The organism is Thermoactinospora rubra (assembly GCF_002093975.1).
Lineage (GTDB): Bacteria > Actinomycetota > Actinomycetes > Streptosporangiales > Streptosporangiaceae > Nonomuraea > Nonomuraea rubra_A.
The window spans coordinates 107,243-122,575 of record NZ_MSZZ01000034.1 but is presented as its reverse complement, the minus strand read 5'-3'; the positions used below and the strand labels follow the sequence as shown (position 1 = coordinate 122,575).

Annotated in this window: 16 protein-coding genes; 4 read left to right on the top strand and 12 right to left on the bottom strand. The window is 74.0% G+C overall.

Annotated elements, in window-relative coordinates:
- Positions 1 to 33 precede the first annotated feature (33 nt).
- Positions 34 to 2,388, top strand: coding sequence for a serine/threonine protein kinase (locus tag BSB02_RS27990; protein WP_084963539.1), 2,355 nt, complete (start codon positions 34 to 36; stop codon positions 2,386 to 2,388).
- Between the two features lie 3 nt (positions 2,389 to 2,391).
- Here the strand turns inward: BSB02_RS27990 and BSB02_RS27985 are convergent, their stop codons facing one another.
- The 5 genes from BSB02_RS27985 to BSB02_RS27965 form a co-directional block, all read right to left on the bottom strand.
- Entirely contained in the window at positions 2,392 to 3,282 is an 891-nt protein-coding gene (locus tag BSB02_RS27985; protein ID WP_084963538.1) for a pirin family protein, read from the bottom strand.
- Between the two features lie 80 nt (positions 3,283 to 3,362).
- The gene (locus BSB02_RS27980; RefSeq protein ID WP_169729446.1) at positions 3,363 to 4,493 is read right to left on the bottom strand and encodes an MBL fold metallo-hydrolase; all 1,131 of its coding nucleotides are present in this window, start codon (positions 4,491 to 4,493) and stop codon (positions 3,363 to 3,365) included.
- A 36-nt stretch (positions 4,494 to 4,529) separates the two neighbouring features.
- The gene (locus BSB02_RS27975; protein ID WP_240506689.1) at positions 4,530 to 5,231 is read right to left on the bottom strand and encodes a DUF3152 domain-containing protein; all 702 of its coding nucleotides are present in this window, start codon (positions 5,229 to 5,231) and stop codon (positions 4,530 to 4,532) included.
- Positions 5,232 to 5,325: 94 nt separating this feature from the next.
- A complete protein-coding gene (locus BSB02_RS27970; RefSeq protein ID WP_084963536.1) occupies positions 5,326 to 5,757 on the bottom strand; it encodes a type II toxin-antitoxin system PemK/MazF family toxin in 432 nt (143 codons plus the stop codon).
- A 36-nt stretch (positions 5,758 to 5,793) separates the two neighbouring features.
- Complete coding sequence (locus BSB02_RS27965) at positions 5,794 to 6,663, bottom strand: helix-turn-helix domain-containing protein (protein WP_206184930.1); 870 nt, start codon at positions 6,661 to 6,663, stop codon at positions 5,794 to 5,796.
- A 135-nt stretch (positions 6,664 to 6,798) separates the two neighbouring features.
- Between BSB02_RS27965 and BSB02_RS27960 the strand changes: the two genes are divergently transcribed.
- A complete protein-coding gene (locus BSB02_RS27960) occupies positions 6,799 to 7,146 on the top strand; it encodes a VOC family protein (RefSeq protein WP_084963534.1) in 348 nt (115 codons plus the stop codon).
- Between the two features lie 74 nt (positions 7,147 to 7,220).
- Complete coding sequence (locus tag BSB02_RS27955) at positions 7,221 to 9,164, top strand: sialidase family protein (RefSeq protein ID WP_084963533.1); 1,944 nt, start codon at positions 7,221 to 7,223, stop codon at positions 9,162 to 9,164.
- A 77-nt stretch (positions 9,165 to 9,241) separates the two neighbouring features.
- Here the strand turns inward: BSB02_RS27955 and gndA are convergent, their stop codons facing one another.
- Positions 9,242 to 10,666: an NADP-dependent phosphogluconate dehydrogenase gene (gene gndA / locus BSB02_RS27950; protein WP_084963532.1), complete on the bottom strand. Its 1,425-nt coding sequence runs from the start codon at positions 10,664 to 10,666 to the stop codon at positions 9,242 to 9,244.
- Between the two features lie 44 nt (positions 10,667 to 10,710).
- Complete coding sequence (locus BSB02_RS27945; RefSeq protein WP_084963531.1) at positions 10,711 to 11,400, bottom strand: HAD family hydrolase; 690 nt, start codon at positions 11,398 to 11,400, stop codon at positions 10,711 to 10,713.
- A gap of 83 nt (positions 11,401 to 11,483) precedes the next feature.
- On the opposite strand from BSB02_RS27945, the gene BSB02_RS27940 reads away from it, so the two are divergent.
- A complete protein-coding gene (locus tag BSB02_RS27940; RefSeq protein WP_084963530.1) occupies positions 11,484 to 12,335 on the top strand; it encodes a D-alanyl-D-alanine carboxypeptidase family protein in 852 nt (283 codons plus the stop codon).
- Here BSB02_RS27940 and BSB02_RS27935 read toward each other — a convergent pair.
- The 5 genes from BSB02_RS27935 to BSB02_RS27915 all read right to left on the bottom strand — a co-directional run bounded on the left by BSB02_RS27935 (position 12,317) and on the right by BSB02_RS27915 (position 15,299).
- Positions 12,317 to 12,661 (bottom strand): MmcQ/YjbR family DNA-binding protein, encoded by a 345-nt coding sequence (locus BSB02_RS27935; RefSeq protein WP_084963529.1) that lies wholly within the window; start codon positions 12,659 to 12,661, stop codon positions 12,317 to 12,319. The genes BSB02_RS27940 and BSB02_RS27935 overlap by 19 nt on opposite strands.
- A 31-nt stretch (positions 12,662 to 12,692) precedes the next feature.
- On the bottom strand, positions 12,693 to 13,109 hold the full coding sequence (locus tag BSB02_RS27930; RefSeq protein ID WP_084963528.1) for a CBS domain-containing protein: 417 nt from the start codon (positions 13,107 to 13,109) through the stop codon (positions 12,693 to 12,695).
- Positions 13,110 to 13,201: 92 nt separating this feature from the next.
- Positions 13,202 to 13,642, bottom strand: coding sequence for a DUF4383 domain-containing protein (locus BSB02_RS27925; protein ID WP_240506688.1), 441 nt, complete (start codon positions 13,640 to 13,642; stop codon positions 13,202 to 13,204).
- A 59-nt stretch (positions 13,643 to 13,701) separates the two neighbouring features.
- Positions 13,702 to 14,883, bottom strand: a complete 1,182-nt coding sequence (locus BSB02_RS27920) for a zinc-dependent alcohol dehydrogenase (protein WP_084963526.1) — start codon at positions 14,881 to 14,883, stop codon at positions 13,702 to 13,704.
- Complete coding sequence (locus BSB02_RS27915) at positions 14,880 to 15,299, bottom strand: DUF6789 family protein (protein WP_084963525.1); 420 nt, start codon at positions 15,297 to 15,299, stop codon at positions 14,880 to 14,882. Before BSB02_RS27915 ends, BSB02_RS27920 begins: the two co-directional genes overlap by 4 nt.
- Positions 15,300 to 15,333 lie beyond the last annotated feature (34 nt).

Genomic DNA, 15,333 nt, shown 5'->3' with positions numbered 1-15,333 from the left:
CGAGGTGCAAGGATTAACCGGCATAATCCCCGCATGCCGTCGATTGCGCAGCTGAGGCCGGAAGATCCAGAACGTCTCGGGGGCTACGTGCTCCGCGGCCGCTTGGGGGAGGGCGGCCAGGGGGTGGTCTACCTCGGCGCCGACGAGCAGGGCCTGCTGTACGCCATCAAATGGCTGCGCCCTCACCTGGCCGGAGACGCCACGGCGGCCGAGCGCTTCGCCCGGGAGGCGGCGGTGGCGCAGCGGGTCGCGCCCTTCTGCACCGCCCGCTGCGTGGCGACGGGCGTGCAGGACGAGCGGCCGTTCATCGTCAGCGAGTACGTCGACGGCCCGTCCCTGTACCAGGTGGTCACCGAGCGGGGCCCGCGCGCCGACGCCGCGCTGCACCGCCTGGCGATCGGGACCGTCACCGCCCTGGCGGCCATCCACCAGGCGGGCATCGTCCACCGCGACTTCAGCCCGGCCAACGTACTGCTGGCCGACGACGGGCCGCGCGTCGTCGACTTCGGCATCGCCAGGGCGCTGGACATGACCTCGATCACCTCCACGCCGATCGGGACGCCGTCGTACATGTCGCCGGAGCAGATCCTCGGCCATCCGGCGGGGCCGCCCGCGGACATGTTCTCGTGGGCGTGCACGATGATCTTCGCCGCGACCGGGCGCCCGCCGTTCGCCGGGGACTCCGTGCCGACCGTCATCCACCGGGTCCTGCACGCCGAGGCGGACCTGTCGGGGCTCGGCGGGCCGCTGCGCGACCTGGTGGCGGCGTGCCTGGCGAAGGACCCGGCCCGGCGGCCGACGGCCGAGCAGGCGATCATGGGGCTGGTCGGCCAGCCCGTGCCCCTGCACGAGGCGGCCTCGGTCGCCGGAGGCCAGGGCCCGGCGGCGGCCGGCGGCCGGCAGGCGCCACAGGGTGCGCCCGGGTTTCACGCGCCGCAGGGTGCGCCGGGCTTCCAGGCGCCGCAGGGCCAGGCCTGGTCCGACCCCGGCGCGCCACCCCACGGGCACCCTCCCGCCTCGGGCCCCCAGCAGCCGTGGACCCCGGGCGGCTCGGGTCAGCAGCCGTGGACGCCGGGCGGCTCGGGTCAGCAGCCGTGGATCCCGGGCGGCTCGGGCCCGCAGCAGCCCCAGACCCCCGCCGGGCCGAACCAGCCGTGGGGCGCCCAGCCGCCGGTGCCCGGCCAGAGCGGGACCGTGCCCCAGCAGCCGTGGGCCACCCCCCAGGCCGCCTCGCAGCAGCCCTGGGCGCCGCCCCACGGCGCTCCCGGTACGGCCCAGCCGTACCCCCAGCCGAAGAGACGCGGCCCCCTGATCGCCGGGATCGCCGCCGGGCTGGCGGTCATCGCCACGGCGGTGGCCGTCGTGGTCGCGCTGCGCGGCTCCTCCGGCACCCCGCCCGTCACCACCCCGACCGGCGGCCAGGCCGCGACCAGCCAGACCACCCCGACGACCTCGCCCACGCCCACCCCCAGCACCACGCCCATCGCCACCACGGGCCTGGCGACCGTGCGCCTGCCCGACACCGGCGTCACGATCTACGAGCACCCCACGGACGCCGTCCGGCTGACCACCTACACGGTCTGGGACGAGGGCCTGAAGGCCTCGGTCTACTACCCGCGCGACTCCCTGACCGGCTCGTTCACCCGCCAGGACGACTTCTGGGAGAGCCTGCTGTCGCCCGACGGCAGGTACCTGGCCGCGCGCGCCAAGCGCTTCACCGAGACCGGCTACGACAGCGTGCGGATCACCGACAAGACCTCCGGCGAGAGCTTCGTCATCGAGACCAGCAGGCAGCCGCTGAGCGCCTACATCGAGGCCTGGTCGCGCGACAGCAGCCGTGTCCTGGTCAACGTCGGCAAGCCGGCGGGCGAGGGCTGGCAGTCCACCGGGTTCGCCATCGTGGACGTGGCCGCCCGGCGCGCCTCGGTCGTCACCCTGCGGGAGAGCGCGCTGCGCGACGTCCGCTACGGCTTCGACCACGAGGACAAGGGCGTCGTCGCGCTCGCCCCCGGCTCCACCCAGCAGGCGATGCGCTTCTTCACCGAGACCGGCGAGCGCGTCCGGCGCGTCCCGAACGTCGGCGCCGCGATCCCGTCCTTCCTGTTCTCCCCGTCGGGCCGGCTCTTCCAGACCACCTGCGCGGGGCTCGACTCGGGCAACCACTGCGTCTACGACACCGCCACCGGCAGGGAGGTCAGGCGCTTCGAGTCCTCCTGCACCGGCGACTCCTGGTGGTACGACGAGGCGCACCTGATCTGCTGGGCGCGCCTGAGCCAGGGCGACTCCTCGGAGATCGTGGTGATCGACTTCACCGGGGCGAGGGTGCGGCGCCTGGCGACGGTCCCGGCCGGCGACAACCGGGTGACCGTCTTCTACACCCACCGGTGAGAGCTAGCGCACCCGCCCGCGCGGCTTGAGCCGTACCGTGGGCAGCGCCGGGGCGGGCAGGGGCGCCCCGGCGAAGCCCGCGACGCGGCCGAAGCCCTCGCCCTCGGCCCACTCCTTGCGGTAGGCGGCGATCTCCTCGTGGGTGCGGCCGACGAAGTTCCACCACATGACGATCTCCTCGCCGAACGGCTCCCCGCCGATCAGCAGCGCCCGGCCGTGGCCGGACAGGGTGATCGTGGTACGGCCCGGCGGCAGGTACGCCACCGACGGCTCCTCGCCCGAGGACAGCCACAGGACGCCGTGCTCGAACGCCGGGTCGACGGGCACCTCGAGCCCGCCCGCGACCGAGATCTCGGCGCAGACCAGCGGGCTGTGGCACGTCGCCGGGGAGGCCATCCCGGCCAGCGAGCCCATGACCACCCGGATCCCGCCCTCCTCCGGCAGGCCGGCGTGGTGCTCGAAACCCGGGGCGACGTGCCGGTGCTCCCCGGGCAGCGCCACCCACAGCTGCACGCCGTGCAGCAGCGTCTCGGCCGACTCCTCCGAATGCGAGATGCCCCGCCCGGCCGTCATCAGGTTGAGCTGGCCGGGCCGTACCGCCTGCTGGCTGCCCAGGCTGTCGCGGTGCAGCACCTCGCCCTCGACCAGCCAGGTGACGGTCTGCAGGCCGGTGTGCGGGTGCGGCGGCACCCGCATGGCGGTCACCTCGGGCCCGTAGGCGTCCAGGAAGCACCACGGGCCGATCATCCGGCGCTGCCGGCCGGGCAGCAGGCGGTGGACGGTCATGGCGCGGGGGCCGCCCAGCGCCACCGGATGGCCGGTCAGCACCTCGCTCGCGTGCCGGTCCGCGCCGCCGCAGACGACCTCACGCGGATGCCGCTCCAGGTTGCTCACGAGGCGACACTACCGCCCGTCGCGGCGAGCCCACCGGCCGAGCTCACCGGTCGAGCTCAGCGGCGCTTCACCGGCGGGCTTCACCGGCGCGCCCACCCCAGGGTCTCCCACCACCCGTCGACCGCGGGCGCGTCGTCCACGTCCACCGCCTCGCCCGGCCTGGGCACGACGATCGCCACGTCGCGCGCCTTGGCCTCCCGCCACAGCCGGTCCACCGGCTCCGACCACGGGTGCAGCGCCAGCGTGAAGGTCGCCCAGTGCACCGGCAACAGCAGCTTGCCGCCGAGGTCGAGGTGGGCGGTGACGGCCTCCTCGGGGTTCATGTGGATGTCGGGCCAGGCCGGGCTGTAGGCGCCCACCGGCATGAGCGTCAGGTCGAACGGCCCGTGCGCGGCGCCGATGCCCTTGTAGCCCTCGAAGTAGCCGGAGTCGCCGGCGTAGAAGACCCTGCGCCGGCGTCCCGCGACCACCCAGGACCCCCACAGCGTGTCGTTGCGCCGCAGCGAGCGGCCGGAGAAGTGGCGGGCGGCGGTGGACACGAAGCGCAGCCCGCCCACGACCGCCTCCTCCTCCCAGTCCAGCTCGATGATCCGGTACAGCGGCACGCCCCAGCGCTCCAGGTGCGCCCCGATGCCCAGCGGCACGACGAACGGCGCCTTCTGGGTGCGGGTCAGCGTCTTGACGGTCGCCATGTCGAGGTGGTCGTAGTGGTCGTGGGAGATGGCGATCGCGTCGACCTGGGGCAGCTCGTTGAGTGCCACCGGCAGGGGGTGGTGCCGCTTGGGGCCGACCAGCTGGGAGGGCGAGACGCGGCGGCTCCACACCGGGTCGAACAGCACCCGCCTGCCCTCGATCTCCACCAGCGTGGACGCATGGCCGTACCACACCACGCCCACCCCCGTGGGCGAGGGGTCGCGGGCAGGCGGCACGCGCAGCGGCACCGGACCGGCCGGGCGCCTGCTGTCCCGGTCGCGCAGCAGCTCACGCACCAGGCCGGGCGGCGGCGGGGCGACGCTCGTGGGCTCCGGCATCGGGTTGACGAACGCCCCGTCCCTGAACTGCGGCGAGCGCATGACCCTCTTGACCCGCTCGGGTCCTGACTGGAGGGGCCGCACGCCCAGCTCCGCCGGGACCTCCCGCACCGCCCAGCCCGCGGCCGCCAGCGCTGCGCCACCCGCGATCAGCCGCCGCACCGTCCGCATCCCCGCCATGTGGCCCCCACTCGTGACTGTTGGACTCCACCGGGATCAACTCCCGGAGGGCTCGCGGGTGTTCCCCGGATGCGGCCAGGGGTTGGGGCGGCAGCCCGCGAGCGACTTGGACTGCTGTGCCATGACGGGCGCGAGGCGGTCGCGGCCGGGGCAGTACCGGTGCGAGTGGCCCAGCCCGTGCCCCACCTCGTGGCTGATCACGTACTCGCGGTAGGCGGCCAGGTCGCCGCGGTACTGCCGCACGCCCCGCGCCCACCGCAGCGCGTTGATCACCGACCGGGTGCCGTTCCAGCACGACAGCTCGCCCCCGGTGCGCAGGGGGCTGCACTGCCGGTCGGTGAGCTGCGGGCTCGACAGGGCGACGCTCAGCCGTACCGGCCCGTGATCCACCCGGCGGAAGCGCCCCCAGCCCCGCGGGTCGTTGAGGATGCGGTGCACCTCGGCGGCGAACTCCCGGCCGCGGAAGGGCAGCCCGCGCTCCACCTCCACCAGGTAGCGCACCACCGGCCCGGCACCCGGCCTCGGCGGGGCGTGGCCCCCGACCACCCTGTAGCGGCCGGAGGCGAGCATGGGCACCTTCTTGCGCGGCTTCGGGGCCTTCTCGTGTCTGTCTTGTTTCTCTTGGTCCGATACGGCGGGCGGCTCCGGCGCGCGGGCGACGGGCGGCGCGGGAACGGCCGAGCAGCCGGCGAGCAGGGCCAGGCACAGCGCAAGGCCCGGCGACACGAGTCCACGCACGAGAGTCCCCCGGTTGATCACTGCGGGGGAGCGGCACGATGATAACGATCCCGTCGGCCGTGCGTGGCCCGTTACACGTGCTCAGGGGCCGTTGTCAGCCGTCGGCGGCCCAGCCGTACGTCCTCCTGAGCCGGGCGGCCACCGCGGCGAACCGGTCGGCGGGCAGCACCGCGCCCTCCCGGCGCAGGTCGTCCTCCTCCAGCACGAACACCCGGTCCATCCGCACGAACGAGACGCGGCCGTCGCGGTCCCACGCGCCCAGCCTGAGCCATTCCGGCCCGTCGTCGCCGCGGCTGGACAGCATCATGCCCAGCAGCCGCCGCCCCGTCCTGCCGACGACCAGCAGCGGGCGGTCCTTGCCCCAGCCGGGGTCCTCCTCGTACGGCACCCAGGCCCAGACGATCTCGCCGGGGTCGGCCAGGCCGTCCAGATCGGGGGCGTAGCCGAGGGTGGCGGCCCGGTCGACGGAGTAGATCTCCCGCACCGCGCCGCGCGGGGGCCGTGGGCATCCTTCGAGATCACGCACGCGGACAGCCTAGCGAGGCGGCGCCGTGCGCGGCGCTCAGGCCGGGGAGCGGGACAGCAGGCGGCGGAGCGCGGTGGGGGTGTGGCCGAGGTGGTGGCGCATGGTCCTGGTGAGGTGGGCCTGGTCGGCGAAGCCGAGGTCGGCGGCGAGCAGCGCCAGGCTCGTCTCGCCGTCCTCCAGGCGGTCCAGCGCCCACCCGACCCGCACCCGGTTGCGGTAGTGGGTGAGCGAGACGCCCAGCTCGCGGGTGAAGGCGCGGCTGAGCTGGTACGGCGAGGCGCCCAGCAGGGCGGCCAGCGGCACCAGCCCGTCGGCGGCCGGATGGCGGGCGGCGATCGCCTCCCGGGCCCGGGACACCAGCGACACCGAGGCGGCCCGGGACGCCGGGGAAGCCGGTGAGGACGGGAAGCGTGGGGAGGAGAGGGAGCGTGGGGACGAGGGGGACGACGGGCGCGCGGCGGCGCCGGTGGCGCGCGAGAGCGCGGCGGCGACGAGGCCGAGCAGCGACTCGGCGACCGCGTAGCCGGAATCGCCCGTCGCGGCGGCGGCCAGCAGGCGGCGGTGCGCCAGCTCCAGCCGCGCGTCGACGTAGAGGCCGGAGCCGGGCCGGGCCTCGCCCGCCAGGCTCCGCCACAGCGACGGCGACAGCTGAAGCGAGGTGCACACGTCGCCGCCCGCCGGATGGGCGAAGCGCTCCTCCATGCCGGGCGCGCTCACATAGCCCAGCGTCGGGTCCAGGTCGTCGGCCCGTCCGTCGGCCAGCCGCCGGAAGCGGCCGCGCCGTACCAGCACCACCTGATACCCCCGCACGGCCTCCGCCGACGACCACCCGCGATGGTCGTCCCGGCACGTCACCGAGTGGACGGCGAAGCCCGCCCCTCTCGACAGGCACACTGAGGTCCGCACGCCACCGAACGGTACGGCAGGCCCCCGACAGTTCCGGGCCGGCGCGACGGGGACGCGCGGCTCGTGCCGGCCGGACATCGGCGGCGCGCAAGGATGTTCAAGACCGCCCCGGGGCCGGGGAGCCAGGCTGGGCCCATGAACAGGATCTCCGGCATCGTCATCGACTGCGCCAACCCCGCCGAGCTCGCCACCTTCTACCAGAAGGCCCTGGGCGGGGACATCTCGGGCGACGACCCCGGCTTCGCCACCCTCAGCGGCGGCCCCGTCGGTCTCAGCTTCCAGCGGGTGCCCGGCTACCAGCCGCCCGCCTGGCCCCACGGCACCAAGCAGGTCCACCTCGACCTGGCCGTGGACAACCTCGACACCGCCGTCAAGGAACTGCTCGCCCTCGGCGCCACCAGGCCCGCCGAGCAGCCGGGCGGCGACGACTGGGTCGTGCTCAGGGACCCCGAGGGCCACCTGTTCTGCGTCATGGAGGGTTGAGCTGGGTTATCGGGCGGTGAACATCGGGTGACAGGCCTTGCCGCGCGAGATCGTCCTCGGCTTCGCTGGGCCGCATGGGCGAGGTGGGCAGGCCTGTCACCGTCTACGCGAAGGCGGCCACGCGGCCGGACGGCGAGCTGGCGCACGAGGGCAACCGGGTGCCCGACATCGCGGTCCTCGACCGGGACACGCTGGTGGTGGCCTGGCGGGCCGGGGTGGCCGACCCCCACGACGACACGCCGACCGACGGCGGGTCCATCCTGTACGCCCGTTCGGCCGACGGGGGCCGGACGTGGCTGACCGGGGTGCTGGCCGAGGCGACGGCGACCCACCGGTACCACTACGCGATCCTGCTCCACGACTCGGGCACGCTGCTGGCGTTCCTGGGGCGGATCACGGTCGCCGAGGACCGCGACGCCGAGGGCGAGGTCGACGGCTTCCCCGTGGAGCTGACCGCCAAGCGCAGCCGCGACCGCGGCCGGACCTGGGAGGACTTCCCGATCACCGTCGACGTGCCGCGCAACTCGCGCGGGGTGGTGCTGGCCGCCCGGCCGATCAGGCACGGGGACGTGTGGCTCCTGCCGTACTGGCAGCAGGGCGGGGCCGGGGTGCTGCGCTCGGCCGACCTGCGGGCCTGGCGGCGCGGCGGGCTCGCGCGGCCGCCGCGCGGCATGGCCGTCGAGGAACCCCAGGTGGTCGTCTCGCACGACGACCCGGCGACGCTGCTGATGGTGGCGCGGACCCTCGACCTGCGCGGCGGCACGACACCGCGGGAGAAGGACGCGTACTACCGGACGCACGCGGTGTACGCGGCGATCGCCACGAGCGCCGACGGCGGGCTGACCTGGTCGCCCATGGCCGTCGACCGGGACATCCCGAACTACTACGTCAAGGGGCTCCTCGCCCGGGACGGCGAAGGCCGCTACGTCGCGATCTACAACACCCTGGGCGGTCCCTTCCAGGGCGAGCGCCCCGACCGGTACCGGGAGGTGCTGCACTACAAGGTCAAGCGTCCCGGCTCGCCGTGGGGCCCGGGCCGGCTGTTCGCCGACGGAGGACGGCTGACGCGCGGGGCGGCGCGGGGCTGGGACGTGTACCCCAGCGCGGAGGAGTACGCGCCCGGCCGCTTCTTCGTGGTGTGGGAGCACAACCAGACGGCCATCAAGGTCGCCACGCTGGACGTCCGGCGGTCGTTCACCGGAGCCCGCGCGGACGCGGGCGGCTGGGAGCCGGCGGAGGGAGCGGTGTGCGACGGGAACGGGATCCGCCTGCCGGGCGTGGCGACGCAGGCCCAGGCGCCGCGCGGGGCGTTCCTGGTGACCGCCTCCGGCGGCGGCTACGCGCTGGAGGTGGCGACGGGGGAGCGGCGTCTCACCCTGGACGTGCGGGGGCCGGTGCGGGTGGCCGTGACGGCGGACGGCCGCGCGACGTTCCTGCACGACGGGACCCGCCTGGCCGTCCCCCGGGACGGCGGCCCGCCGCGCATCCGCGTCTTCGGCCCCGGCCCGGCGCTGGTCGACCGGCTGGAGGTCGGCGACCTGCTGGCGGCGTGGACCCAGGAGGTACGGCTGCGCAGCGCGGACGCCCGGCCCGACGGGATCCGGCTGCCGATCGAGCCGCGCGACGTGACGGTGGAGTTCCTGGGGGAGGTGCTGGACGACAGCGCGCTGAATCCTGTCACAGGCCACGGGGTGAGCCTGGGCGTCAAGGCGGCCAACGGGGCCAAACGGCTGATGATGACCGTCCAGCGGGGGACCGTGTGGGCGCTCGTCAAGGGTTCGGCCCGCTGGAGGCAGGTGCATGCGCATCCGGGCGGCGCGGCCGTCTGGAAGGTGACCGTGGACAGCGCGGGCACGGCGCGGCTGTACCGCGATGGCCGCGACACGGGGGCGACGTGGGTGGTGCAGGACAGCGGGGAGGAGCCGCACGCCTCGCATTGGGTGACGGGCACGCCGGGCGGGAACGCCGCGGCGGCGCGCATCCGCTGGAGCGTGGTGACCGCGACGCTCTCGCCCTGAGACCCGGCAGGGGCGGGAACGGCCGGGGCCGGCGGAAGAAGGGACCTGGGACCGCCGGCCCCGGAGCGAGGGCCCCGTCAGGCGGGCCGCTCCGCGCGGTCGCCCGACCAGTCCGTGTGGAAGGCGCCCTCCCGGTCCACACGCCGGTACGTGTGCGCCCCGAAGAAGTCGCGCTGGCCCTGGATGAGCGCGGCAGGCAGCCGGTCGCGCCGCAGCGCGTCGTAGTAGGCCAGCGCCGAGGAGAAGCCCGGCGTGGGCACGCCGATCGACGCCGCCGTGCTCACCACCCGCCGCCAGGCGTCCTGGGCGAGCGCCAGGGCGTCGGCGAAGTACCGGTCCACCAGCAGCGTCGCCAGCGACGGGTCGGCGTCGAACGCCTGCCGGATGCGGTCCAGGAACCGGGCCCTGATGATGCATCCGCCGCGCCAGATCGTCGCCATCGCCCCGCGGTCGATGTCCCAGCCGAACTCCTGCGACGCGGCCGTGATCTGGTCGAACCCCTGCGCGTAGGCGACGATCTTGGATGCGTAGAGCGCCTGCCGTACGTCCTCGACGAAGGACCGGTCCGCGACGCCGCTCACCGCCGGCCCCGCCAGCGCCCGGGCGGCCGCACGCTGCTCGGGGTGCCCCGACAGGCTGCGCGCGAACACCGCCTCCGCGATGCCCGTGACCGGCACGCCCAGGTCGAGCGCGCTCTGCACGGTCCACCGGCCGGTGCCCTTCTGCTCGGCCTGGTCCAGCACCACGTCCACGAACGGCTTGCCGGTCTCGGCGTCCACGTGGGCGAGCACCTCGGCGGTGATCTCGATGAGGTAGGACTCCAGCTCGCCGGCGTTCCACTCGCGGAAGATCTCGGCGAGCTCCGCCGGGGTGGCGCCCAGGGCCTGCCGCAGCAGGTCGTAGGACTCGGCGATGAGCTGCATGTCGGCGTACTCGATGCCGTTGTGCACCATCTTCACGAAGTGCCCGGCGCCGTCGGGCCCCACGTAGGTCGCGCACGGCACGCCGTCCACCTTGGCCGCGATGTCCTCCAGGATCGGGCCGAGCGCCTCGTAGGACTCACGCGACCCGCCCGGCATGATCGAGGGCCCGTGCAGCGCCCCCTCCTCGCCGCCGGAGATGCCCGTGCCGACGAAGTGGATGCCCTTCTCGCGCAGCGCCGCCTCCCGCCGCCGCGTGTCGGTGAACAGCGCGTTGCCGCCGTCGACGATCATGTCGCCCGGCTCCATGAGCTCGGCGAGCTGGTCGATCACCGCGTCGGTCCCCGGCCCGGCCTTCACCATGACGATCGCCCGCCGGGGGCGCTTGAGCGAGGCGACGAAGCTCTTCAGGTCGGTGGCGGGCAGGAAGGTGCCCTCCCCGCCGAACTGCGCCACCAGTTCCTCGGTACGGCCGGCCGTGCGGTTGTGCACCGCCACGGCGTACCCGTGCCTGGCCAGGTTGCGCGCCAGGTTCCGGCCCATGGTGGCCAGGCCGGTCACGCCGATGTCAGCAAGGTCCATGTCTGCTCCTACGCAGTCCGTCGGTCAGGAGTTCACGCAAAACGTCACTCGAAACGCACGCCCAGCTCGTCCAGCCGGCGCAACATGTCGGCCGGGTCGGCATAGACCCGGAACGCCCCCGACCGTTCGAGTTCGTCCCGCCCGTAGCCGCCCGACAGCAGGCCGACGCCCAGCGCCCCGGCGCGGCGGGCGGCCAGCAGGTCCCACACGCTGTCGCCGACCACCATGGACGCACGCGGATCGACGCGCAACAGCGCCGCGCCGGCCAGGAACAGGTCGGGGTCGGGCTTGGCCCGCCGGACCAGGTCCCGGGTGATCATCGGGGTGTCCTCCGGCAGGCCCAGCATGTCCAGGGCCAGCCGGGCGGTCCGCGCATACCCGCTGGTGGCGATCGCCCACGGCACGCCCCTGTCGCTCAGCTCGGCCAGCAGCTCGCTCGCGCCGGGCAGCGGGCGGACCGAGCCGGCCTGCTCCAGGTAGGCGTCGGCGTGGGCGGCCTGCAGGTCCTCGATCTGCTCGGGGGTCAGCTTGAGCCCGGTCTCCCGCAGCAGCGCGGTGACGAACAGCCCGCCGCTCATGCCGATGCGCCGGTGGATGCGCCACACCGACAGGTCGATGCCCAGCCCGGACAGCGCGGCGCGCCAGGCGATGACGTGCTGGTAGACGCTGTCGATCAGCGTGCCGTCGAGGTCGAACAGGAACGCGGGCGACGGCGCCTCGGGAAACTCGCTCATCGTCCCATTGTCGGCCGCGGCCCTGAGCCGGAAGGCACCGGGTGTGCTGCCGGACTGATCGCCAAATCTGGTAAGAAAGCGGGATGCGCCGCACGACCTGGGCCGCCGCGGCGGCCGCCGTACCCCTGCTGACCGCACTCCAGCCCGGCGCGGCGACGGCCGCACCGCCGGGCACCACGGCCGGGTACGTGGTCTTCGACCGCCAGACCGGCAAGATCGTGACGCACGGCAACGCGCACCGCAGGTTCCGCTCCGCCTCCGTCATCAAGATCCTCATCGCCGTCGACTACCTGGAGCGGCACCCCACCGTGCCCGCCGCGGACGCCAGGCTGCTGAAGGCCATGCTGCGCTCCAGCGACGACGACGCCGCCTCGGCCTTGTGGGACCGGGGCGGCGAGGGGCGGATCGTCACGCGGATGGCTCGCAAGCTGGGCCTGACCGACACCACCCCGCCGCCCGCCACCAAGCCGGGCTTTTGGGGCTACAGCTCGCTGAGCGCCTCCGACGTGGTGCGGACCTACCGCTACCTGCTGGACGCCGCCGCCCCGCGCGTGCGCGAGCCGATCCTCGGCCACCTGCGGGCGGCCACGAAGTGCGGCACCGACGGGTTCGACCAGTCCTTCGGCATCCCCAGCGCCGTGCCGCGGCCGTGGGCCGTCAAGCAGGGCTGGTCCGGCTTCGGCACCGTGCCGCCCGCCCGCTGCGGCGGCGACGCGGCGGGAGCCGGCGGATCGATCAGCCAGGTGGCGCTCAAGGCCGCCCGGGAGCGCGTGCCCGACCTCGGCCGTCCCGTGCTGCACACCACGGGGCTGGTCGGCCGCGGCGAGCGCTACATCATGGCGCTGCTGACCGCCCACCCCGCGGGCGGCGGCTGGAACGACTCGGTCCGGCGGATCAACCGGCTGACGGCGGCGCTCTACAGGCGGCTGGCGTAGTCGGCGTAGACCTTCTTGGGCACGCACATCCGCCAGGCCTCGACCACGAGCTCGCGCATCTCCGGCTCCTCCAGGGCGGCCAGCCGGGCCAGCACCCAGTTGTAGCGCAGGTCGGACTGGCCGGGCATGAGGAACTTCTCCGGCTCGGCGGCGACCAGCGCCTCGCGCTCCTCCTTGGGGAAGCCGAAGCCCATGATCGTCTCGTCACGGGAGAAGGCGACATAGACGATGCGGCCGACGCGGAACTTCACCCTGTCCCTGATCAGGTGCTCGGAGGAGCGGGGGAGGGTGGAGCACAGCCGCCGCACGTCCTCGACGGTGACCATGCGCTCACCCTAGCCCCCGAGTCCGACAGGATCACTGGTTGCCCTCGGCGACCGAGATGTCGGCCAGGGCCGAGTCCGGATCGCGCTCGATCGCGAGGTCGCCGAGGCTGACGACGCCGGCCGGGCGGCCCTCCTCGACGACGACCAGCCGGCGCAGGGCGTGCCCGCGCATGAGCTGGACGGCCTGCTCGATGCTGGTGTCGGGGCCGACGGTCTCCAGGTCGGTACTGCACGCCTCACTTACCGGCGTGTCGGGACCGCGATCGTCGGCGACGACGCGCACGGCGATGTCGCGGTCGGTGATGATGCCGCTGAGGCGCCCGTTGTCGGTGACGACGACGGCGCCGGTGTCGTTGTCGCGCATGAGCGCCGCGGCGACGGAGACCGGCTGGCCGGCCTCGACGCTCGCGGGATGCGCGGTCATGATGTCCGCTACGGTTTTGGCCATGCCCTCCCGCTACCCGGATACGGGAGCCACGCACATGGGAGCCGGCCCCGGTCGGCGGAGCCTCCCGGGGCCGGGGTGATGGGCGGGCGTGCTCACAGCACGCCGGTCCTGCGGCGCGCGAGCGCCAGGCCGAGCACGACCATGACCGCGCCCAGCGCGAAGTGCAGCCAGTTGTCGGCCGTGTTGACCGGGACGAAGTTGGCCGCGCTGTCGTGCGGGATCAGCAGGCCGTACAGCCACAGGACCAGGTAGATCGCGCCGCCTCCGACGAGGAAGGCGCGCGCGCCGCCCCAGGTCCTGGCCAGCAGGACGCCCGCCACGCCGAACAGGAGGTGGACGATGTTGTGCAGGATGGAGACCTCGAAGACGCCCAGGAGCATGGCGTCGGACCGGTGACCGGCGAACTCCAGCTCGCCGATGTTGGAGGTCACGCCCGGGATGAAGCCCAGGACGCCGACGAGGAGGAAGGCCAGGCCCACGACCAGGGCCGCCAGCTGCATGGGGCTTCTGGTCATCGCGGCGGGAGGAGTCATGTCGCCTCCTTGAGGTGATGGGCCTGTCCTCTACCCACGGTGACGAATCTGTCACCTTCCTACGGGGTGAGCAGAACCTTGATCGCGCCGTCGCGCTTCTTCTGGAAGATCTCGTAACCGTGCGGCGCCTCCTCCAGCGGAAGCTTGTGCGTGGCCAGGTCCATGACGCCCAGCGGGTCGGCCTCGTCGAGCACCAGCGGCATCAGGTGCGGGATCCAGCGGCGCACGTGGGCCTGGCCCATGCGCAGCGTGATGCCCTTGTCGAAGATCCGCAGCATGGGCAGCGGGTCGGCCATGCCGCCGTAGACGCCCACGACGGAGATCGTGCCGCCCCGCCGTACCGCGTCGATGGACTCCAGCAGCGCGGCCAGCCGGTCGACGCCCGCGGTGCGCATGAGCGGCGCGGCCAGCGCGTCGGGCAGCAGGCCGGTGACGGCGTGGCCGAGCTTGGCGACCGGCGAGCCGTGGGCCTCCATGCCGACCGCGTCGATGACCGAGTCGGTGCCGCGGCCGCCGGTGAGGTCCTTGATCCGTTCGGCGACGCCGCTCTCGCGGGCGTCCAGCACCTCGATGCCGTGCCGGCGGGCCATCTCCAGCCGTTCGTCGACGCCGTCGACGCCGATGACGCGGTGGCCCCGGTGGCGGGCGATGCGGGTGCTCATCTGCCCGATCGGCCCCAGGCCGAAGACCGTGACGCTGCCGCCCTCGGGCGGCAGGTCGGCGTACTCCACCGCCTGCCAGGCGGTCGGCAGCACGTCCGACAGGTAGACGAAGCGCTCGTCCGGGCCCTCGGCGGGCACGCTGACGGGGCCGAACTGGGCCTGCGGCACCCGCAGGTACTCGGCCTGCCCGCCGGGCACCGAGCCGTAGAGCTCGGTGTAGCCGAACAGGGCGGCTCCCGTGCCGTGCTCCTTGACCTGGGTGGTCTCGCACTGCGCGTACAGTTCCTTCTGGCACATGAAGCAGTGGCCGCAGGCGATGTTGAACGGCACGACCACGCGGTCGCCGGGCTTGATCTGGCCGACGTCGGAGCCGACCTCCTCCACGACGCCGATGACCTCGTGGCCCAGGATGTCGCCCTCGTGCAGGAACGGCCCCAGCACCTCGTACAGGTGCAGGTCGGAGCCGCAGATGGCGGACGTGGTGACCTTGACGATCGCGTCGGTGGGTTCCTTGATGGCCGGGTCGGACACCTCCTCGACCCGGACGTCGCGTCTTCCGTGCCAGGTGAGCGCCTTCACGAGCGGTCCCTCCTCAAGGATCGCGCGAGCACGATCCCGTAGACGATGTGAGCGGCGATCATGACGGCCTGACGGCCGGGACGGTCGCGGTGGGCCGGGGGCATGGCGCCGATGGCCGGCACCCAGCCCTGGTAGGAGGCCAGCCAGATGGCCAGCCCGTAGGCGGCGCCGACGGGCGCGGGCACGCCGCGGCCGCGCGTCACCGCGCTCAGCAGCGCGCCGCCCGCCGAGCCGAACCCGAGGTGGGCGGCGGCGGCCAGCGGCTTCTCCCCGGTCCGGCCCCAGACCCGGCGCACGATGCGCCGGGGCGGCTGGTCCTTCATCAGCCCCAGCCGGTCGCCGGCGAGCATGACGGTGCTCATCGCGGTGGTGGCCATGCTGCCGGCGGCGGCCCCTCGCAGCAGGTTGCGTATCATTCCGCGCCCCTGCCCACGGAGGCGCCATTAATGT